General features: G+C 66.8%; 18 protein-coding genes. 9 read left to right on the forward strand and 9 right to left on the reverse strand.

Going from position 1 to position 19,369, the window contains the following annotated elements; translation table 11 throughout:
- Window positions 1-2 precede the first annotated feature (2 nt).
- Entirely contained in the window at window positions 3-950 is a 948-nt protein-coding gene (locus ABZ942_RS13015) for an SDR family NAD(P)-dependent oxidoreductase (RefSeq protein WP_357381337.1), read from the reverse strand.
- A gap of 186 nt (window positions 951-1,136) precedes the next feature.
- Here ABZ942_RS13015 and ABZ942_RS13020 point away from each other — a divergent pair, with 186 nt between their 5' ends.
- Window positions 1,137-2,012, forward strand: a complete 876-nt coding sequence (locus ABZ942_RS13020; protein WP_357381339.1) for a helix-turn-helix transcriptional regulator — start codon at window positions 1,137-1,139, stop codon at window positions 2,010-2,012.
- Here ABZ942_RS13020 and ABZ942_RS13025 read toward each other — a convergent pair.
- The 3 genes from ABZ942_RS13025 to ABZ942_RS13035 form a co-directional block, all read right to left on the reverse strand.
- Window positions 2,009-3,223 (reverse strand): alpha/beta fold hydrolase, encoded by a 1,215-nt coding sequence (locus ABZ942_RS13025; RefSeq protein ID WP_357381341.1) that lies wholly within the window; start codon window positions 3,221-3,223, stop codon window positions 2,009-2,011. The two genes, ABZ942_RS13020 and ABZ942_RS13025, sit on opposite strands and share 4 nt — an antisense overlap.
- A gap of 63 nt (window positions 3,224-3,286) precedes the next feature.
- Complete coding sequence (locus tag ABZ942_RS13030) at window positions 3,287-4,909, reverse strand: DUF885 family protein (protein ID WP_357381343.1); 1,623 nt, start codon at window positions 4,907-4,909, stop codon at window positions 3,287-3,289.
- A gap of 70 nt (window positions 4,910-4,979) precedes the next feature.
- Complete coding sequence (locus tag ABZ942_RS13035; RefSeq protein ID WP_357381345.1) at window positions 4,980-6,044, reverse strand: glycosyltransferase family 4 protein; 1,065 nt, start codon at window positions 6,042-6,044, stop codon at window positions 4,980-4,982.
- Window positions 6,045-6,289: 245 nt separating this feature from the next.
- On the opposite strand from ABZ942_RS13035, the gene ABZ942_RS13040 reads away from it, so the two are divergent.
- From ABZ942_RS13040 to ABZ942_RS13050, 3 genes are read left to right on the forward strand one after another with little or no spacing between them, the layout of a single operon-like run.
- Window positions 6,290-7,483, forward strand: coding sequence for a glycosyltransferase (locus ABZ942_RS13040; RefSeq protein WP_357381346.1), 1,194 nt, complete (start codon window positions 6,290-6,292; stop codon window positions 7,481-7,483).
- Window positions 7,480-8,493 (forward strand): glycosyltransferase, encoded by a 1,014-nt coding sequence (locus tag ABZ942_RS13045; RefSeq protein ID WP_357381348.1) that lies wholly within the window; start codon window positions 7,480-7,482, stop codon window positions 8,491-8,493. The genes ABZ942_RS13040 and ABZ942_RS13045 overlap by 4 nt, the downstream gene beginning before the upstream one ends.
- Window positions 8,490-9,791, forward strand: a complete 1,302-nt coding sequence (locus ABZ942_RS13050) for a glycoside hydrolase family 130 protein (RefSeq protein WP_357381350.1) — start codon at window positions 8,490-8,492, stop codon at window positions 9,789-9,791. The genes ABZ942_RS13045 and ABZ942_RS13050 overlap by 4 nt, the downstream gene beginning before the upstream one ends.
- A 28-nt stretch (window positions 9,792-9,819) precedes the next feature.
- Here ABZ942_RS13050 and ABZ942_RS13055 read toward each other — a convergent pair whose 3' ends face one another.
- Together ABZ942_RS13055 and ABZ942_RS13060 are read right to left on the reverse strand one after the other, a co-directional pair.
- Window positions 9,820-10,281, reverse strand: a complete 462-nt coding sequence (locus tag ABZ942_RS13055; RefSeq protein ID WP_357381352.1) for a hypothetical protein — start codon at window positions 10,279-10,281, stop codon at window positions 9,820-9,822.
- A gap of 105 nt (window positions 10,282-10,386) precedes the next feature.
- Window positions 10,387-10,953, reverse strand: a complete 567-nt coding sequence (locus ABZ942_RS13060) for a helix-turn-helix domain-containing protein (protein WP_357381354.1) — start codon at window positions 10,951-10,953, stop codon at window positions 10,387-10,389.
- Between the two features lie 124 nt (window positions 10,954-11,077).
- Here ABZ942_RS13060 and ABZ942_RS13065 point away from each other — a divergent pair, with 124 nt between their 5' ends.
- Window positions 11,078-12,400 carry a family 1 glycosylhydrolase gene (locus tag ABZ942_RS13065; RefSeq protein WP_357381356.1) on the forward strand — a complete coding sequence of 441 codons (1,323 nt, stop codon included), beginning with the start codon at window positions 11,078-11,080 and terminating at the stop codon, window positions 12,398-12,400.
- Window positions 12,401-12,455: 55 nt separating this feature from the next.
- Entirely contained in the window at window positions 12,456-13,400 is a 945-nt protein-coding gene (locus tag ABZ942_RS13070; RefSeq protein WP_357381358.1) for an alpha/beta fold hydrolase, read from the forward strand.
- A gap of 51 nt (window positions 13,401-13,451) precedes the next feature.
- Here ABZ942_RS13070 and ABZ942_RS13075 read toward each other — a convergent pair whose 3' ends face one another.
- Together ABZ942_RS13075 and ABZ942_RS13080 are read right to left on the reverse strand one after the other, a co-directional pair.
- Complete coding sequence (locus ABZ942_RS13075; RefSeq protein ID WP_357381360.1) at window positions 13,452-15,071, reverse strand: MDR family MFS transporter; 1,620 nt, start codon at window positions 15,069-15,071, stop codon at window positions 13,452-13,454.
- A gap of 12 nt (window positions 15,072-15,083) precedes the next feature.
- Window positions 15,084-15,710, reverse strand: a complete 627-nt coding sequence (locus ABZ942_RS13080; RefSeq protein ID WP_357381362.1) for a TetR/AcrR family transcriptional regulator — start codon at window positions 15,708-15,710, stop codon at window positions 15,084-15,086.
- Window positions 15,711-15,998: 288 nt separating this feature from the next.
- Here ABZ942_RS13080 and ABZ942_RS13085 point away from each other — a divergent pair, with 288 nt between their 5' ends.
- Together ABZ942_RS13085 and ABZ942_RS13090 are read left to right on the forward strand one after the other, a co-directional pair.
- Complete coding sequence (locus ABZ942_RS13085; protein ID WP_357381364.1) at window positions 15,999-16,382, forward strand: hypothetical protein; 384 nt, start codon at window positions 15,999-16,001, stop codon at window positions 16,380-16,382.
- Window positions 16,383-16,472: 90 nt separating this feature from the next.
- On the forward strand, window positions 16,473-17,018 hold the full coding sequence (locus ABZ942_RS13090) for a hypothetical protein (RefSeq protein ID WP_357381366.1): 546 nt from the start codon (window positions 16,473-16,475) through the stop codon (window positions 17,016-17,018).
- Between the two features lie 9 nt (window positions 17,019-17,027).
- On the opposite strand, the gene ABZ942_RS13095 is transcribed toward ABZ942_RS13090, so the two are convergent.
- Complete coding sequence (locus tag ABZ942_RS13095; protein WP_357381368.1) at window positions 17,028-18,365, reverse strand: aspartate aminotransferase family protein; 1,338 nt, start codon at window positions 18,363-18,365, stop codon at window positions 17,028-17,030.
- 86 nt (window positions 18,366-18,451) lie between these two features.
- Here ABZ942_RS13095 and ABZ942_RS13100 point away from each other — a divergent pair, with 86 nt between their 5' ends.
- On the forward strand, window positions 18,452-19,363 hold the full coding sequence (locus tag ABZ942_RS13100) for a LysR family transcriptional regulator (protein WP_357381370.1): 912 nt from the start codon (window positions 18,452-18,454) through the stop codon (window positions 19,361-19,363).
- Window positions 19,364-19,369 lie beyond the last annotated feature (6 nt).

The raw sequence follows: 19,369 nt of genomic DNA on the forward strand, positions 1-19,369 counted from the left end.
AATCAGGGTTTGCGCCCAACTCCCGCCAACTGTTCGGCCAGCGCCCACAACCGGTCGGCCCGGCCGGGGTCCACGGCGTAGGGCAGGTAATAACCGGGTGGCGGATTACCGTCCGCGTTCCAGGCTGTGGCGACGGCGCAGTCTTCGAGATACTCGCCGCCGACCAGACCGGGTGCCACCGCGGCCCACACCGAAGTCGCCGCTCCTTGCTCCGGCGTGCGCCACCCGGGCGGTATGTCACCGCGACGGCGCAGTGCGGGCCAGCCCGCTGCCGCGAGCTGTTCGGGATCGAGGTGGCGTTGCAGACCGGTCACGATCCCACCGGGCATCACCGCGTTGGCAGTGAGACCTTCGACGGCGTATCGGGCGTGCAGACCGACCGCGAGCAACGCGCACGCAGTCTTGGACTGACCGTAGGCCTGCCACGGATCATAGTGGCGGCGTAGATAATTCGGGTCGTCGAAGTCGATGTCACCGCGACGGTGCGCCCGCGAGGTGAGCGAGACCACCCGCGCCGAGCCCGCCGCGCGCAACGAGGGCAGCAGACCCATCGTCAAAGCGAAATGGCCGAGATAGTTGACGGCGAACTGTGATTCGACGCCATCGGCAGTGCGCCGCAATGGTGTCGCCATGATTCCGGCGTTGAGAATCAGGATATGCAAGGGCTTTCCGGTGGCCGCGTGCTTGTGCGCCCAGGTCGTCACCGACTCCAGCGATGCCAGGTCCAACGGACGAAACACGATGCGATCGTTGCCTGTTGACGCGCGGAGCGCAGCGACGGCAGCCGCCCCGACCTGCTGATCGCGACCGGCGAGCACCACCCGAGCGCCCGCCGCGGCGAGAGCTCGCGCGGTCTCGAATCCGAGTCCGGCGGCACCACCGGTCACGATGGCTTCTCGCCCGGTCAGATCGTGATCCGCGATCACCTCTAGCGCAGTCCGCACCGTCATCGCGTCGACCACCAAGTGTGTGACCTCGCGGCGCGCGTCCGGGCCTGGGCCGTTCGGAAAAAAGTCATGCCCCCGAGCCTGCTGCCGGCGGCGATGGCGGGGAAGGTGGCGGCACTGCTGGTAGTGCGGTGCCTGGCAGTGATACGGCCAGCCACGGTCGTGGCATCCGATGACACACTGAATGCCATGGCGCAGGCACCCTTTGAACCGGCTGACGGCACGGCCTTGGGCGAATTCCTACGGGCTCGGCGCGCTTTGCAGCAGCACACCGATCTCGGTTTGCCCGTCGGCACGGGCCAGCGCCGCACTCCCGGCCTGCGACGCGAGGAACTGGCTGCGCTTACCGGCATCAGCATCGACTACTACATCCGCCTCGAACAGGGCAAGGAAACCAATCCCAGCCCTGCGGTCCTCGACGCACTCGCCCGCGCGCTGCGCTTGGACGACGAGCTGACCACCCATCTGTTCGCCCTGGCCGACCTCGCGGCAGGCCGGGGCAGGCGGCGCCGGGGCGCACCGGCGGTACGCCCCGGCATCGCGATGCTGCTGGAAAACGTGCGTCCCTGCCCCTGTTACGTCCGCAACCGCACCAATGACATCATCGCCAGCAATCCCGAGGGCCTGGCCCTGCTCTCCGGGATCGACCGGTGGCCGCCCGCCGAACGCAACACCACCCGCTATGTCTTCCTGCATCCGACCGCTCGAACCCTGTACGACAGCTGGGATTACGCCGCCGCGGCCAGCGTCGCCCAGTTGCGCGCCGCAGTGGCAATCGATCCGGCCGACCCGCGCCTCACCGAACTGGTCACCGAACTCTCCACGGCAAGTTTGGAATTCGCCGCCCTATGGGCGCGCCATGATGTTCGGCGCCGATCGACCGACCGAAAAACGTTCCGCCACCCACGCATCGGCGAGATCACTTTCGTCTACGAGACCCTCGACCTCGGCACCGATGGTCACCGCCTCGCGCTCTACCAAACTGTCCCCGGCACCGCCGATTACGAGGCCATGCTCCTGCTCGCTCTCACGGCAGACACCGACGAGGCGACAAAGCCGAGTTAGCTTGGCGGAACCTGTTGTTGGAACCAGGTGAGGATCTGCGGCATGGCTGCGCGGGCCGAGTTCGTGTGGTCGAGGTTGCCGAGGTTCTGCAGAGTGGCGTTGTCGCTGTGCAGGGCTTGCAGGCAGTGTTCGGCGTTGGCGTAGGGGACATTGCGGTCGGCGGTCGCGGCGTAGAGGTGGACGGGGACGCGTGGGGTCCAGTCGCAGGTGGTGTCGCTGTCGGTGATTGCTTTCAGGACCGCGCCGGTGGGGTTTTTCGCCCACTCGACGAATCGTGGCGTCAGCAGGAGGTCCGGGGTGATGGGTAGCAAGGTGGCGATGGTGAGTTCGTTGCGGGTGCCGTCGAAGAGTCCTTCGATCTTTCCGGCGTACGGTTCCTGGAAGGCTTCGGCCGGGTTTTCGTAGAAGCGGTAGATCTGGTTCATCGCTGTCAGCCAGTACGCGAAGTAGAAGACCGCGGGGCCCGGTGCGACTCGTCCGTCCAGGCCGGCGGGGGTTTCGACGCCGCGGAGGGCGTAGGGGCCACTGACCGGGGCCAGGGCGGCGAGTCCGAAACCGGGCACCTCGTCTGCCTGTAGCGCCTTGCCGAATGCCATTGCGGCGTGGCCGCCTTGGGAGAAGCCGGTCACCAGTATGTCGTGCTCGAATTCACGATGCTGTTGCGAGGCAATGCTTTTAGCCGCGAACAGTAGGTCGGCCGAGGCGCTTACTTCCGTCGGGGCGTGGGTGTAGGGATGGTTTCCCGGTCCGTCGCCGAGGCCGAGATAGTCCGGGGCGATCGCCGCGTAGCCTGCTGCCGCGAACATGATGGTGCGCGCTTGGTCGGGACGGCTCTGATTGTTGACCGACGGCGCATCGCTCTTCAGCACCAGCGTGCCGTGCTCGAAGCTGACAGCGCGCAACCGGGGGGAATCCGTATGCGGGAACACGACGAGCCCACTCGCGGTAGTCGGTTCACCTGCCGCGGTGATGGTGCGATAGTCGACGCGATACGCGTCCACCCCGTTGTGCACCGGAGTATCGAAGTTCCCCTTGGTGAGGTAGGCGGCGGTCTCCTCGATCGACAGCTGCGCAACCGGTGTCGTGGACACCACAGTCCCCCGTTGCCCCTGCCCGGGCAGGGGCGCATGCTTCGTCTCGGCCGCGCAGCCACCAACACCACAGAGCAGAACGAGCGCACCGACCAGGGCGAAATGTCGCGTTCTGAACATGCAGGCTCCTCTGCTGGCCCGGACGGCACTGCCGACCTGCCGTAGTGGGTCCTCCCACTATGCCTATCCGGCCAGCCGGTCCGCTTCGTCGAGGTGGTCACGCAGGCCGAGCAGCTCCCAACGCTGCAAAGACAACGGCACGTTCCCCTCGCGCCAGAGCCGGTCGTGGAATTCCTTCAGATCGAACGCGTCGCCGAGTTCGCGGACCGCCGTGCTGAGCAGATCCTGAATCTGCAGTTTGCCGATCTGATAACTCAACGCCTGGCCGGGGTTCCCCGCGAAGAACACCGCTTCCTCCCACGCCGTCTCGCGATCCATCGGCACCGCGACCGCCAGCCGATCCGTCGCCTCATCGATGGAGAGTTCGCCGAGCGCGAGCGCGATATCGACGTCGACGCGTAAAGCCCGCAGCCGCATGGCATTTGCCACGAAGATCGCGCTGGCCGGTGCGTCGTCGAACAGCCCGGCGTGCAGCATCAGTTCTTCGTAGTTGAACGCGATGCCCTCGTTGGGCGTCGAGTCGTAGAACCACCGCCGCGCGGGATTCTCGTGGTGCCAACCGATCGCGACCTGCTGGGCGTGTACGCCTTCGTGCACGATCGCGGTGCGCGAATCGAACGCGGCGGCCCGCTCGAAGTACGGCAGATCCGGTCGCGGCGTCGGGACATACCGGGAGGCGTCCTCGTCCATTCGAGCGGGCCCGGTCAGGTCGTCGGCAACACCGAGCCAGGTCAACGGCTCGAGATAGGGCGGCCGCGGCGCGAATCGGTAGTGCCGCAAGCTCTCCGGCTGACTCAGCAGACCCCGCTCGTCGGCGAACGCACGCACCACACGCTCAGCAACGGCTTGGCGCTCGACCTGCTCGGACGCATCGGCGGGCAGCTCAGGTTCGGCGGCGTCTCGGTGCCGGGTACGCAGCAACGCCTCGAGGGCGACGGCCCGATGCCACTCCTGGCGGCCCATCTCACGCAGCCGCTGCGCCGAATAAGGCAGCAGCGCAACGCGATGCAGAAAGTAGGCCAGCGATTCCGGCCCGACCGGTTCGACCTCACCCAGCGACGGCAGCTGCTCGGCAAGCCAATCCCGGTACGCCGCAACGGCATCGGCGGCCACCCTGGCGGCCGAGGGCAACTCGGCGGTATACGCATCGGGCAGGAACGGAACCAGCTCCGCCATCGCGGCCTCGAGCGACCCCTCGGCCTCGTCCAGCAATCGCAGCGTGCTGCGCGTGAACGCCGCACCGGCCCGACCCGCGAGATTCTCCCTGGCCTGCTCGAGCACGAGCGGAACGTGCCGCAGCAGCGCGCTGATCTTCGCCGCCCTGGCCGCGTCGAACGGCGACGAGACGAGCAACTCCAGATAGATCGGACCGAGGCTCTGCTGTACGTAGAAGCCGGGATTGCGCTCCCAGTCCCGGATCAGCTCCAGCTCCCAGTGCACCCTGGCGAGTGCCGAGCCGAGCAGCCTGCCGTCGACCTGTACCGCGACCGGCGCGTCGGACAGGTCGAGCTCGCGGTGTCGGCGGGTCAGCTCGGCGAGCACCTCCCGGCGGCCGGTGATCGCCTTCGAGGACCAATCGGGCAGCCACCCCGCCGGCCGTTCCACCCGTGGCAGATCGTCGTGCGAGTCGGGCAGTGTCGCCAGCCGCCAGTTCCAGAACTCCTCGGCAAGCTTCGCTAGACCCATATCCGCACAATACAATTGGCGCCCGCAACCGGCCAGCCATTAGATACCGGGTGGCGGGTGCCGCGACTACCTACAGCCCGGCGTGTGAGAACAGCCCGGGCGAGCCGATGCCCTGCTGCGCCGGCGACGCGGGCACGATGCGCTCGAACAGCGCCAGATAATCGTCGATCATCCGCTCCGCACTGAAGCGCTCGCATACGTCGTCGCGGGCGACCCGCCGATCGAGCTGATCGACCTTGGCGAGCGCGGCTGCCGCCCCGGCCACATCGGTGACGAGGAATCCGGTGACACCGTCTCGAATGATCTCCGGCATCGATCCCAACGGGGTTGCGATGACCGGTGTTCCGGTCGCGAGGGCCTCGACGACCGCGAGACCGAACGGCTCAGCGAATCCGATCAGGTGCAGCAAAGCGCGTGCGCCACCGAGCAGTTCGTCCCGGCGCGCCGGTCCGACCGGCCCGACATAGGTCACGGCGGGGTCGCTGAGGTGCGGCTCGACCGCCGTGCGGAAGTACTCCTCGTCCTGCACCACGCCGGCGATGATCAACGGCAACCCGGTGAGCCGCGCCACCTCGATTGCCAGGTGCGTCCCCTTGTCGGGGTGAATTCGCCCGAGAAAGAGCAGATATTCGCCATGCTCGGGCCGAAATGTGAACTGCGCGGTATCGATACCATGATGGATTGTCGCGGCATAGCGGAGCGCTGGATGCCGATCGGCATCGCTGATCGCCACATAGTGCGCGATATCATCGAAGGCCTTATATACCGGCACAATTTTCGGCGAGGAAAAGCCGTGGATCGTGGTGACCATCGGAGTCGACACCAGGCGGCTGTAGGTCAGCGGCATGAAGTCGAAATGATTGGCCAGTACGTCGAACTCGCCCGCGTGCTCGAACGCGGTCGAATTATGCAGTGCCTCAGCGACTTTGGCGTCGGCATCGGCCGTCTCCTCGTACCCCGACGCGACCGGCGCGACCAGCCGCGCCGATGTCTCGGAGTCCCCGGTGGCGAACAGCGTGACGTCATGTCCCCGCGCGACGAATCCCTCGGCCAGGGTCGACGCGATGTGCTCCCACGGTCCATAGTTTTTCGGTGGCGTGCGATGGGCTACCGACGCGATTACGCCGATTTTCATAAATTCCTCGATTACTGGCGAATTAACCGCCGAGAGCCGCCTGCGAACGGGCGGACTTGATGCTCCGACCATATCACATCGACCCTGCGTGACCTGGGTGTTACTATCGAGGCCTAGTGGTCGATCCGCCCGTGTCGTGCTCCGGAACGGATTCTCAAGCGCTTCAGCGCGACACGATTCAGCCAATTGAGTGGCTGCAGACAGCGGCACCGTCGGCGCTGGCTCGAATCAGAAAGGCTGGCGTTGTGTCAGTTCGGTCTTACGGCGTTCTGAGCACTTATCCACCGACCCAGTGCGGGTTGGCCACCTTCACCGACTCACTGGTCGACGCGCTGACCACCCCCACCGAAACCGGTTTTGCGACGGTCGATTTCGGTCAGGGTCCGGCTGCCGCACGCACCGTCGGCATCGTCGCCGTGGTCGACAGCCCCGAGTCCGCACCGCAACCGTTGGTGACGCACCAGTGGGAGCGCAGCGCCCGGCGTGGCGCCGCCACCGCGGCCGCCGCCCTCAATCGCTTCGATGTGGCCATCATTCAGCACGAATACGGTATCTACAGCGGGCGCGACGGCGTCGACGTCCTGGAAGTCGTTCGCGCTCTTCGCGTTCCGGCGATCGCGGTGCTGCACACCGTCCTGGTCACCCCGACCACGCAGCAGCGGATGATCCTCGAAGAGCTGGCCCGCCACTGTGCCGCGCTCGTCACCATGACCGAGACGGCCCGCGAGCGGCTGATCGCGCACTACGCGGTCGATCCGTCGAAGGTCAGGGTGATTCCGCACGGCGCCACCGAGCACCGGCCCGGGCCGCACAGCACCCGGCATCAGCCGATCTCGCGGACGCCGGTCATCCTGACCTGGGGCCTGCTCGGCGAGGGCAAGGGCATCGAATGGGGCATCGACGCGATGGCCCACCTCGCCGATCTGCGTCCGGCCGCGCACTACCGGGTGGTCGGGCAGACCCATCCCCGAGTGCTGGCCCGACACGGCGAGTCCTACCGCACCGGCCTCGTCGACCGCGCCGCGCGGCGCGGCGTCACCAACGCCGTGCACTTCGACGCCCGCTACCTGTCCAGCGACGAGCTGCACCGGCTGATCCAGCAGGCCGATGTCGTACTACTCCCCTACGACTCGCGCGAGCAGGTGACTTCCGGAGTTCTGATTGAAGCCGTCGCAGCGGGTAAACCAGTGGTATCGACGGATTTTCCGCACGCGCGGGAACTGCTGTCGAGCGGCGCCGGCCTCCTTGTCGATCGCGAATCACCGACCGCCATCGCGTCCGCGCTGCGCAAGGTGTTCACCGAGCCCGGCCTGGCGGCCCGGATGAGTGCCGAAGCGAAACGCATTGCGCCAGACCTACTCTGGCCCGCAGTGAGCAGGAAATACCATGCGCTTGCCGCAGAGACGCTGCAAGCCGATGCGAAGTTGGCGACAGCATGAGTGAAACCATCACCATTTCTTACGCCCACCTGGTGCGACTCAGTGACGAGGTGGGGATCTTCGAGCACGCCAAGTTCACTACGCCACGCCTCGAAAACGGTTACTGCGTAGACGATGTCGCGCGGGCCCTGGTGGTCGTGCTCCGTGAGCCGGAGCCGACCGAGGAACTGGACGCGTTGGTACAGGTGTACGCGAGCTTCATCTTCGACGCGCTCACCGAGGACGGCCGCAGTCACAATCGCCGCGGCACCGACCGGAACTGGCAGGACGAGCCGAGCCTAGAGGACCACTGGGGTCGCGCGATCTGGGCGCTCGGCACCGTGGCCGCCCGCAGGCCGGAACTGGCAGAAAAGGCATTGGCGCACTTCACCGTCGCCGCCAAGCAGCGCTCCCAGTTCCCGCGCGCGATGGCCTTCGCCGCGCTCGGCGCGGCCGAGGTGCTGCGCGCCGATCCCGGAAATCTCACAGCGCCGAAGCTGTTGGCCGATGCGGCCAAGCTGATCGGCCCGCCGACCCGTCGCCTCGACTGGCGCTGGCCCGAGCCGCGGCTGCACTACGCCAATGCCGTGCTGGCCGAGGCACTCCTGGTGGCCGGTGCCGCGCCGGGGCAGGGTCGCACGCACGCCGACGGATTGGCGATGTTGCGCTGGCTGCTGGAGACCGAGACCGCGGGCGACCACCTGTCGGTCACCCCGGTCGACGGCTGGACGACCGGCGAGAAACGTCCCGGCTTCGACCAGCAGCCGATCGAGGTCGCCACGCTGGCCGACGCCTGCGCCCGCGCCTACGACGACACCAAAGACCACCATTGGCAAGAGGCGGTCATGTTGTGCGAGGCCTGGTTCCGTGGCTCGAACGATGTCTCGACCCCGCTCATCGACCCGGCCAGCGGCGGTTGCTGCGACGGGCTGGAACCCACCGGGCGCAACGAGAACCAGGGCGCCGAGTCGACCCTCGCGCTGATCTCCACGATGCAGCAGGCCCGTCGCCTGCAACAGGCGGCCGGGTGACCAACACCTCGGCGGTGACGACAGCTGACCTGGCCCGCCGGGGCGGCCAGGCCCTGTTCCCGGACGGGAGCCGGGTCCTGGCCAGGCTGTTCCAACCCGGCCAAGAGCTACTCGGACACGGCATTTCGCGCGCGGAGGCCATCATCGCGCGGGTGCTGCGGCTGTCCGACGCGGAGGTGTCGAGCACCCTGGCGTCCGCGCTGCGCCGTTTCGGCGACCGGCACCGCGACCTCACCACGATCTTCGGCGCGCACAGTGCGGTGGTCGAGCATCTGCTGCCCACAGTGCTCACCGCGGATCGACGGCAGCTGATCGGCGCCTGCTTCACCCAGGAGTACGCGGTCGAGGCGGCGGCGCTGTTCAATCCGTCGATGGTCGCGCACCCGGACCAGACCGGCCTCGCCCCAGGCGAATTGCGTTTCGTCATGAGCGTGCGCGCCCTCGGCGAGGGACATATCTCGAGCATCGAGTTCCGTACCGGCGTCCTCGCGGGCGGCGATTCGATCCGGCTGAACACACCGACACCGTTCCTGGAGGCAGGCCGGATCGCCCTGTCGACGGCCGGAAGCTACACGGTGACCTTTTCTGCGGACCGTCCGATGTCAGAGCGGATCCTCTTCCCCGCCAGCGCAGACGAAACCCACGGCATCGAGGACGCGCGCTTCACCCGTTTCACCGAAAGCGACGGGAAAGTAACGTATTTCGCCACCTACACCGCGTTCGACGGTGGCCGGGTCGCGCCGAGGTTGTTGCACACCGACGATTTCGTCACCTTCGACAGCACCCGGCTCGACGGCGGCGGCGCCACCGACAAGGGGATGGCGCTGTTCCCGCGGCGGGTCGACGGCCGCTATCTGATGCTCTCGCGCTGGGATCGGGAAACCATCAGCGTGGTCAGCTCGCCGGACGCGCGGGCCTGGAGCGATCCGGTCACCATCTACCGGCCGACGCAGCCCTGGGAGCTGATCCAGCTCGGCAACTGCGGGCCGCCGATCGAAACACCCAGCGGCTGGCTCGTTTTGACGCACGGCGTCGGACCGGTGCGCACCTACGGGATCGGTGCGATCCTGCTCGACCTGCACGACCCGACCCGGGTCATCGGCGCACTGCGCCAGCCCTTGCTGGCACCGACCGAGTCCGAACGCGACGGCTACGTGCCCAATGTCGTGTATTCCTGCGGCGCACTGGTCCACCAGGACACCCTCGTGCTGCCCTACGGCTGCAGCGACTCGGCCATCAGGTTCGCGTTCGTGGATATGCCCGCATTACTGCAGCGACTGACCGCCGCGAGCCTGTGACGATGCGGCGCCCGATCTGACCGGGTCATCACCGAAGCACGACAAACTGGCCGGACTCCCACCCGCCATCATCGGACGGGGTACCGCAAGTGAACCCGCTCTTGGCGCTGGAAGGGAGACCGCACACCCTCCCCGCATGCGCCAGTGCGGCCCTGCCGTCGCGATCCGTAGAGTTGGCGACCTGCTCGAAGGACGGGTTACCCCCCGGCAGTGTGTACGGCTTACCGATGTAGTCGAACCCGTCGTGCACCCACGGATCGGCGATGACCTGGGGTGACTGCGGATATGGGACGGGAAGGCCGGAGAAGGCGAATGTGGTGAGCACCGGCCGGTCACATCCGATGGTCCCGTTGGCCAGGATCGCGCAGTTGTAGTTGTCTTTGCTGAAAAAGACGGCATCGTCATCGGCGTGCGCGGTGGCGACGAGCGTGACCGGCGCCACCGCAATCAGGGCGGCAAATCCGGCGGAAAGTTTCGCGATAGTGCTCATCGAGTTCTCCTTCACGTATGCGAGATCCCGTACGCGGGCATGTCCTGAGGCATGAACCCTCCAGCGTCTATCAGCAATTATTCAGCATATTCCGGGTTTATAGCGCTAACCGGCGGTGTAACGCTGCCAAGCATGTTCGAGCTGGGCGACCATATCGATCGTCGGGTCGATCAACCACCTGGCCTGCAACCCGTCGGCTAGCGCGAAGAACATGGTGGCTGCGGCGTCGGCGTCGACTCGGCCAGACAAGGTGCCCGCCTGCTGCATCCCGCGCAGGGCGTGTGCGAACGTTGCGGTGCCCAACCGGTAGCGCTCCAGCATGTAGTCGTGCGCCGGGTGGCGCGGGTCGGCGGCGGCGGCCTGCATGTGGGTGAACAGTTCGATCAGTCCGGGCACCGTCGCGTTGCGCCGGACCACCGCCAGGAACGCGGCGGGCACCGGGCCGCGCATGGTCGCGAGGTCGGACTCGTCGCGCTTACGCAGCACCGCGACGAACAGCTCCTCCTTCGACCCGAAGTAGTGCAGCAGCCCACCCTGGCTCAGGCCGACGGCTTCGGCCAGCTCGGCGACCGAGGTGGCCAGGAAGCCGCGCTCGGCGATGGTGCGCAGCGCGGCATCGAGGATCTGCTCCCGTCGTTCGATGCCTTTGCCGTAGGGACCCCGTTTCGCCACCGGGTCAGTGTAGGCATGGGCCGGCCCGGCCTTGCCATCGAAAACCGAGCGCTGTACGGTTTTCATTCGAGGGCCGTTCGCCGAGGTCCGGCTGGTCACCACAACGAACGGGAGACACCACCCGATGCGATTCCGTCTTCGCGGCCTCGGCTTGGCCGCCCTGGCCGCTGCCACCGTCCTGACGGGCCTGCCCGCCTCGGCCGCCGCCCGCCCGGCACCGCCGGCACAGGTCGGGCCGCTCGGTCCGGATTTCCTGTGGGGTGTCGCGGCCTCCGGCTATCAATCCGAAGGGCATGCGCCGGACAGCAATTGGAGCCGCTACGTCGCCGCGGGCAAAACCGATGACCCGTACCGTGATTCGGTCGACTTCTACAACCGCTACGCCTCGGACATCGATCTTGCAGCCGGGCTAGGCGTAAAGGTGTATCGGATCAGCGTCGAGTGGGCGCGGGTGCAGCCGCAACCCGGCGTGTGGTCCGAGGACGGATTGCGCTTCTACGACAACGTGCTCGCGAAGATCACCGCCGCCGGGATGCGGCCGATGATCACGCTGGACCACTGGGTGTTCCCCGGCTGGGAGGTCGACCGCGGCGGCTGGCACAACCCGGGGATGGTCGAGGATTGGCTGACCAACGCGCGCACCGTGGTCGACCGCTACGCCGCCCTCGATCCGCTCTGGGTGACGTTCAACGAGCCGACCTTCTACGGCGTCAACGAGTTGCGCCACGGCGGCCTGCCCGGCACCGACCTGCCCGGCATGCAGGACCGACTAGCCCAGGCGCACAACACCATCTACGACCACATCCACCAGGTACAGCCCGGCGCCATGGTGACCAGCAATGTCGCCTACATCCCCGGCGGCGAGGACGCGATCAACAAGCCGTTCGTCGACAAGATCGCCGCGCGGCTGGACTACGTCGGCATCGATTACTACTACGGCCTGTCGCCGGACACCGCGACCTCGATGGTGCAGAACTTCAGCCAGCTCTGGCGGAACCCGCTGCAGCCGGAGGGTATCTACTATGCGCTGCAACACTATTCGCGCGAGTTCCCCGGGAAGCCGCTCTACATCGTCGAGAACGGCATGCCCACCGAGAACGGTAAGCCGCGCGCCGACGGCTACACCCGCGGCGACGACCTGCGCGACACGATCTACTGGATCCAGCGTGCGAAGGCCGACGGCATGAACGTGATCGGCTACAACTACTGGAGCCTCACCGACAACTACGAATGGGGCAGCTACACACCGCGTTTCGGCCTGTACACGGTGGACGTGCTGACCGATCCGAGCCTCACCCGTCGGCCCACCGACGCCGTGCCCGCCTACACCGACATCACACGCGCAGGAGGCGTCCCCGCCGACTACCGCCCGACGCACGCACCGCAGCCCTGCTCCCTGGTCGACGCCGCGGCCAGCTGCCTCGACCCGCTGACCGTGCCACGCTGACCACATCCGCGGTTACGAAATACACCGCCACGCACGAAACGACGAAGGAATCTCCATGAATACAAGGTGGCGGCGGCTGACCGCAGCGGGCGCGGCGGCGGGAATACTGACCGGAATCTGCGCGCCGGGGGTGCAGGCCCAACCCGGTGATACCCAATCGACCACGGCTGCAAGCGATATCGCCACTGCACCAAGCGTGGGCAAGAACCCGGACGGCAGCGTTCCACCCGAGGGATCCGACGACTGGACCTGCCGACCCACCGCCGCACACCCGCGACCCGTCGTACTCGTGCACGGCACCTGGGGCAACCAGAATGACTGGAACGTGCTCGCCCCGCAGCTGAAAACCGAAGGCTACTGTGTCTTCTCGCTGAACTACGGCCGCGACACCGCGAGCGTGCTCGGCGCGCTACCCGGAATGTACGGGGTCGGCGACATCCGCAAATCCGCCGAGGAGCTCGCCGCCTTCGTCGACCGGGTCCGCACCGCAACGCATTCGGCGAAGGTCGACCTCGTCGGTCATTCTCAAGGCGCCCTGATGTCTCGCCGATACCTTCGCTTCGCAGGCGGCGCCGACAAGGTAGACCACCTGATCTCGCTTGCGGGCACCAACCACGGCTCCACCATGCGCGGTGTAGCAAGCCGGATCCCGTCCGGCAGCGCCAATTCGGCCTTCGCCGCTGGACTGACGGAAATCGCCGGAACCGCCGCGGCCCAGCAGCTCGTGGGCAGCGACTTCCTCCGCGACATCAACGCCGCGGGCGATACCGACCCCGGCATCAGCTACACCGTGATAGCCAGTACCCACGACGACGCCTCCACCCCACCGGAAGCCACTTTCCTGCAGGCGGGACCCGGCGCGACCGTCGACAACGTGTGGGTCCAAGACTTCTGCGCCACAGACACTTTCGAGCACGGCGTCCTGCCGCAGTCCCCTACCGTCGCCTACATCATCAAGAAGGCGCTCGACCCCGACTACACGGGCACCGCCTGCCCCTGACACAGATTCGGGCGGTAAGGCCGATCGCCCTACCGCCCAAATCTGTTGTCGTCAGCTGTGTTCGGTGACGAGCCGAGGATCCGGCTGCGCATCCTCGGCCGGCTCCGTCTCTGCCATCACCGCTTCGCCACGGGCGACCATGCCCGCCTCGTCGGAGAGCTTCAGCTGCGGGATGAACAGCGCGAGCACGAAGACGATGACCGCGCCGGGGATCAGGTACCAGAAGCCCGGCACCAGCGCGTTCACGTACGCACCGACGATCGCGTCGTGCAGCCCCTCCGGCAGGTGCTTGACCACCGACGGCACCAGCGCGCTCGGGTCGAGCTTGGCCGCCATCACCTCCGGACCGTGCGACATGAACGCGTCGGTGAGCCCCTCGGTCAATCGGTTGGTGAAGATCGAGCCGAAGATCGCGACACCGATCGCGCCACCCATCTCCCGGAAGTAGTTGTTGGCACTGGTCGCGGTCCCGATTTGGTTGGGCGCCACGGCATTCTGCACGACGAGCACAATGATCTGCATGATCAGGCCGAGGCCCGCGCCGACCACGAACAGCATCGCCGAGACGACCCACATCGAGGTGTTCGCGTCCAGCCGGGTCAGCCACAGCATGGCGCCCAGCATGGTCAGCGCGCCGATCGGCGGATACACCCGGTAGCGCCCGGTCTTGGTGATCGCGGTCATCGACCCGATCAGGGTGATCATCATGCCGACCATCATCGGGATCAGCAGCAGCCCGGAGACCGAAGCGGAGGCGCCGGTGGCCATTTGCAGATAGGTCGGGATGAAGCCGATCGCGGCGAACATCACCAGGCCGATGAGCAGGCCGATCGCCGAGGTCAGCACGAAGGTGCGGTTGCGGAACAACCACAGCGGCAGCATCGGCTCCTCGGCCCGCGCCTCCACCATCACGAAGGCGGCCACCACGACCACCAGCGCGGCGATCATCGCGACGATCGTCGTCGAGCCCCAGGCGTACTGCTTGCCGCCCCAGTCGGTGATCAGGATCAATAATGTTGTCGCGGAAGACATCAGCAGCACACCGAGGTAGTCCGGCTTGGTCTTGGGGCGATGGCTCGGCACGCTCAGGTAGCGGAACGCGATGAACAGCGCGGCGATACCGATCGGCACGTTGATCCAGAAGCACCAGCGCCAGCCGAGCGTGTCGGCGAAGAAGCCACCGAGCAGCGGCCCGGCCACCGAGGTGATGCCGAAGACGGCACCCATCGGCGCCATGTACTTGCCGCGGTCCTTCGCGGGCACCACGTCGGCGATGATGGCCTGCGCCAGGATCATCAGGCCACCGCCGCCGACGCCCTGCAGGCCGCGGAAGACGATGAACTCCCAGAAGCTGGTCGAGGCGGCGGCGCCGACGGACGCCGCGGTGAAGGCAGTCACCGCGAACAGAAAAAGCCAACGCCTGCCGAACATGTCGCCGAATTTGCCGTAGATCGGCATCACGATGGTGGTGGCCAGCAGATACGACGTCGCGGTCCACGCCATGTGTGAGACGCCGCCGAGTTCGCCGACGATGGTCGGCATCGCGGTGCCGACGATCATCTGGTCCAGGCTGGCCAAAAACATGCCCGCGATCAACGCGGCGAAGATGAGCCAGATTCGCTTCTGGGTCAGGACAATTGGGGTAGGCGGCGAGTCAGCCGTCGTAGTCATCGGGCGCTTCTCCTAGTTTCGCTCGGCGGGCTGATCGAACATCCGGGCGGCCATCGCGCAGTGGTCTTGCACGGCCGCGGCGAGTGATTTGCTGGTGTCGGCGGTGGCGGACATCGCTGCCCGGGTGACGATGTTGGTCATGACTCCCGCTGCGAGTGCGGCGAATTCGGGAGTGACGGGCGCACCGGCCCGCGCGGACAGCAGTTCGCCGATAACGGCCTCCTGTTGTACGCCGGCGGCCATGAACGACGCGAAGACCCGCGGCTCCTCCTTGACGATCTCCATCACCAGCGAGATGGCTTCGCGCACTTCCTCTTCCGGTTCGAACGCCGAAGCGAACAGCCAGGTGAGGTCGGTCATGAGCACGCCGCTGGGACCTCCGGCGACGAACACCGCTCGCGCCTCGGGCGTGCCGATCTCCTCGATCGGGCCGACGATCGCGTCGAGCTTGGTGTCGTAGTAGTTGAAGAAGGTGCGCGGCGAAACCCCGACAACCTTCGCGATGTCTTCGACGGTCGTCGCGTCGAGCCCGTGCGCGACCACCAGTCGTCGGGCAGCCATACACAGCTCGAGCCTGGTCTTGCGCTTCTTCTGTTCGCGCAGGCCGATCGGCGGCTCCGCGCGGGTGGGTGACGACATGGCAGAAATTTAACACAAACTGCAAAATTTCAGACAGTGCAATTTTCTGTGACCATGCTCACTCGGCGTCGCGATAGCAGGACTGACACCGCGAGGTCCAAACCCGGACAACCGGTCGACCTACTACCCACCTGCGTGACTCATCTCACCAATGCCAGCGCATACCGTCTAATAAGCAGCTTCTCAGGTTCTTAATCTACTGTTCATCTCAGTAGATGAGCCCGTTCAGATCACCTGAGCTCATCAGACCAGAAAGGCAATGAGGCCATGGCGCGACGTGTATTTTCCGTGCAATCAATCAGCACCGGCGGCCATCGCCGATCGATCGCAGCGCTCGCGCTGATGGTCGGCGGCGTCGTCGCCGCGACGGCGCTCAGCTCCGGCATAGCGATCGCAGACCCCGGCGCACGCTCGGACCACACACCCGGCCGCAGCACCCGCGGGGACACCACCGGCGCGCACCACATCGACCCCTCCGGTTATCACCACACCGATGCCAATCCGCTGCGGCAGAACGAGCATCAGAACTCCTTGCGCGACTACCGAAGTCAGCAGAACCCGGCCGAATCCACGGAGAACCGCGGCAACGGTGCGGGCGCGACCTGGACCGCCGTGCCGCGAGCCGATGGCGACGGCTGGGTCGTCTGCCGCCCCAGTGCCAGCTGGTGCTGACCAGCCCTCGCACCGAACTTGCTGCACCACTTCGTATTACGGCCGGATCGCCGATGAATGGCCCGGCCGGAGATGGAAAGAGAGACGTCGATGAGAACTGCCAACGGCCCCAAGACCACCACCCGGATGAAAGCGCTCACCCTGCTCTCGATCGCCGCGGTAGTCGGCGGCGTCGCCTTCGGCGCAGGCACAGCCGCCGCCGCTGATGCCCGTACAACGTCGGCAAATGCTGGCGCACAATGCCTTTGGGCGGCCACCGCGCATCCGCAGGGCTCGACGGTCACCGCAGGCGGCCAGACCTTCCAATGCACGACCGACCGCGGGGCGCCGTATTGGCGGCAGGGACCGGCGGCGAACCGCCCGAGCACCGTCCCCAATCCCGGTTCGTACACCAACCCGACGGGCCTGTTCAGCGCGGGCGCGCGGCAACCAGGAACGGAGTACAACGACTACTGCGTCGGCGGCCAGCTCATCGAAGGCAACGAGGACATCTACCAGGCGGTTGCCGACCGCAGCGGCAAGCTGTACTGGAAGGCCGCCGCGCCGATCTCCCAGTGGGTCTTCGACTCCGGCGCGGCCCGCCCCGGTCCGTCCTCGCGGTCCGCGAGCCTGTGCATCGACGGCAACCTGACCTGACCGGAGCTGTCACGACATCCGCGCGGCCGCGTCACCGATCGCCTCGTCGAGAATGGCCAGGCCGCGGGATAATTCGTCCTCGGTGGCGGTCAGCGGCGGGGCGATCCGGAAGACGCCACCCATGCCGGGCAGCTGCACGATGTTCATGTGCAGACCCAATTCCAGGCAGCGGCGGGTGACCAGCGCGCCGAGCTCGTCCGAGCCCTGCTTGGTCTCCCGGTCGACGACGAGCTCGAGTCCGGCGAGCAGTCCGCGACCACGGATGTCCCCGACGACAGTGTGCCGCTCCGCAATTCGCTCCAGCCCACGCCGCAGGAACGCGCCGAGCTCGGCGGCCCGCTCATCGAGACGGTCGCGGATGAGCACGTCGAGCACGGTGTTGCCGACCGCGGCCACCAGCGGGTCGGCGACGTGGGTGGTGAAGAACAGGAAGCCGCGATCGTGCGCCTCCTGCTCGATCTCGGCGCTGGTGAGCACGGCGGCCAGGGGCAGCCCGGCGCCGAGCGTCTTGGACAGCGTGAGGATGTCCGGCACGATGCCATCGCGTTCGAACGCGTACCAGGATCCGGTGCGACACAGCCCGGTCTGCGCTTCGTCGAGGATCAGCAACATGCCGCGTTCGCGGCACTTCTCGTGCAGCGCGGCGAAGTAGCCGAGCGGCGGTTCGACAACTCCGCCGGAGCTGAGGATCGGCTCGACGATGCACGCGGCCAAGCTGCCGACCGACTGGGCATCAATCAGGTCGAAGGAGAAGTCGAGCTGGCGTCGCCAGTCGAGTTCGCCTGCGGCCGTGGTGAAGTCGGGCCGGTAGGGGTGCGGTGCCGGGATGGCGAAGTTGCCGGGCGCGGCCGGACCGTAACCCTTGCGACCCGCGCTGTAGGTGGCGCTCGCGGCGGCCTGGGTCATGCCGTGCCAGGAGCGGGCGAACGAGACGATCTCGTGCTTGCCGGTGACCAGCTTCGCCATCCGGATCGCCGCCTCGTTCGATTCGGCGCCGGTGGTGAGCAACAGCGCCTTGTCCAGCGGATCGGGCAGGGTGCCCGCCAGCCTGCGGGCCAGGTCGACGACCGGGCGACTGAGCATGCCGCTGAACAGGTGGTCGAGTTCGCCGATCTGACGGCGGACCGTGGTGACGATGTCCGGGTGTGAGTGCCCGAGGATCGCGCTCATCTGCCCGGAGGTGAAATCCAGTATTTCCCTGCCACTTTCGGTGTACAGGAAGCTGCCCGCGGCGCGGGTGATGATCTCGGGGGTGAAGGTGCCCGCGCCCGCGTAGCGCACGAGGTGGCGGTCGGTGTCGGCCCAGAAGTCGTCGGTGGACTGCGGCATGAAGGTGGGAGAAGCCATATTTCGACGGTAAGGGCGGTACGAGCGACACGTCCATCTCACAATTCCGGCTGTGCTGTTCGGCTCAGCCGTACAACAATCGAGGGATGCTGAACCCTTGGCGGCTGCGTTTGCTCAGCCAACTCGATTCCCTCGGCACTGTCCGCGCGGTCGCGCAGGCGGCCAACCTCAGCGCGTCCAGCGTGTCCCAGCAGCTCGCGGTCTTGGAGGCGGAGACACGCACGCAGCTACTGGAACGCACCGGCCGCCGGGTCCGGCTCACCCCGGCCGGGTTGATCCTGGCCAGGCGGGCCAGGGCGATCCTCGACCACATGGGCACCGTTGAAGCGGAGCTGCGCGGTCTCGGCGGCGAACCGGCCGGGTTGGTCCGGCTCGGCGCTTTTCAAAGCGCCATCCACTCGCTGTGTGTCCCCGCGGTGACACGGCTCGCGGGCAGCCATCCGCACCTCGACATCACGCTGCACGAGTTGGAGCCGCACGAGAGCATGCGTGCACTGCGGGTCGGTGACGCCGACATCATCATCACCACAACCGATTTCGTCGAACAGCCGCTCGGGCCGGACATCGACATCGTGCCGCTGGCCACCGATCCGATCGTGCTCGTGCTGCCACCTGACCGGGGCGCTCGTGGACCCGCCGACCTGGCCGCGTATGCCGACGAGCCGTGGGCCTTCGATACGCCGAAGTCCTACATGGCAAATCTGGCGACCCGGCTCTGCCGCGAATCGGGCTTCGAGCCGCGGATAGTCTGCCGCTTCAGCAACTACATGATGGCGCTGCAACATGTCGAAGCCGGGCTGTCGATCACGCTGCTGCCCGGCCTCGCCATCGATCCGCGCTACCGCGTCACGACCAGGGAACTCACCAGTCCTGTTACCCGCACGATTACTGCGGTTATTCGGCGCGGCGCACCGCCACGCGCGGCGGTCAATGTAGTGCTCGATGCCCTGCGCAGACACGGCGATCTACCTGGTACAACCGGGCCGATCGAGGACTGAAAACAC

It is taken from the genome of Nocardia sp. NPDC046473, assembly GCF_040645995.1.
In the GTDB taxonomy this organism is placed as follows: Bacteria; Actinomycetota; Actinomycetes; order Mycobacteriales; family Mycobacteriaceae; genus Nocardia.

Bases quoted from the DNA above. Each gene is read 5' to 3' on its own strand.
- ABZ942_RS13015 (WP_357381337.1), bottom strand. From the start codon at position 950: ATGACGGTGCGGACTGCGCTAGAGGTGATCGCGGATCACGATCTGACC.
- ABZ942_RS13020 (WP_357381339.1), top strand. From the start codon at position 1,137: ATGGCGCAGGCACCCTTTGAACCGGCTGACGGCACGGCCTTGGGCGAA.
- ABZ942_RS13025 (WP_357381341.1), bottom strand. From the start codon at position 3,223: ATGTTCAGAACGCGACATTTCGCCCTGGTCGGTGCGCTCGTTCTGCTC.
- ABZ942_RS13030 (WP_357381343.1), bottom strand. From the start codon at position 4,909: ATGGGTCTAGCGAAGCTTGCCGAGGAGTTCTGGAACTGGCGGCTGGCG.
- ABZ942_RS13035 (WP_357381345.1), bottom strand. From the start codon at position 6,044: ATGAAAATCGGCGTAATCGCGTCGGTAGCCCATCGCACGCCACCGAAA.
- ABZ942_RS13045 (WP_357381348.1), top strand. From the start codon at position 7,480: ATGAGTGAAACCATCACCATTTCTTACGCCCACCTGGTGCGACTCAGT.
- ABZ942_RS13055 (WP_357381352.1), bottom strand. From the start codon at position 10,281: ATGAGCACTATCGCGAAACTTTCCGCCGGATTTGCCGCCCTGATTGCG.
- ABZ942_RS13065 (WP_357381356.1), top strand. From the start codon at position 11,078: ATGCGATTCCGTCTTCGCGGCCTCGGCTTGGCCGCCCTGGCCGCTGCC.
- ABZ942_RS13070 (WP_357381358.1), top strand. From the start codon at position 12,456: ATGAATACAAGGTGGCGGCGGCTGACCGCAGCGGGCGCGGCGGCGGGA.
- ABZ942_RS13075 (WP_357381360.1), bottom strand. From the start codon at position 15,071: ATGACTACGACGGCTGACTCGCCGCCTACCCCAATTGTCCTGACCCAG.
- ABZ942_RS13080 (WP_357381362.1), bottom strand. From the start codon at position 15,710: ATGTCGTCACCCACCCGCGCGGAGCCGCCGATCGGCCTGCGCGAACAG.
- ABZ942_RS13090 (WP_357381366.1), top strand. From the start codon at position 16,473: ATGAGAACTGCCAACGGCCCCAAGACCACCACCCGGATGAAAGCGCTC.
- ABZ942_RS13095 (WP_357381368.1), bottom strand. From the start codon at position 18,365: ATGGCTTCTCCCACCTTCATGCCGCAGTCCACCGACGACTTCTGGGCC.
- ABZ942_RS13100 (WP_357381370.1), top strand. From the start codon at position 18,452: ATGCTGAACCCTTGGCGGCTGCGTTTGCTCAGCCAACTCGATTCCCTC.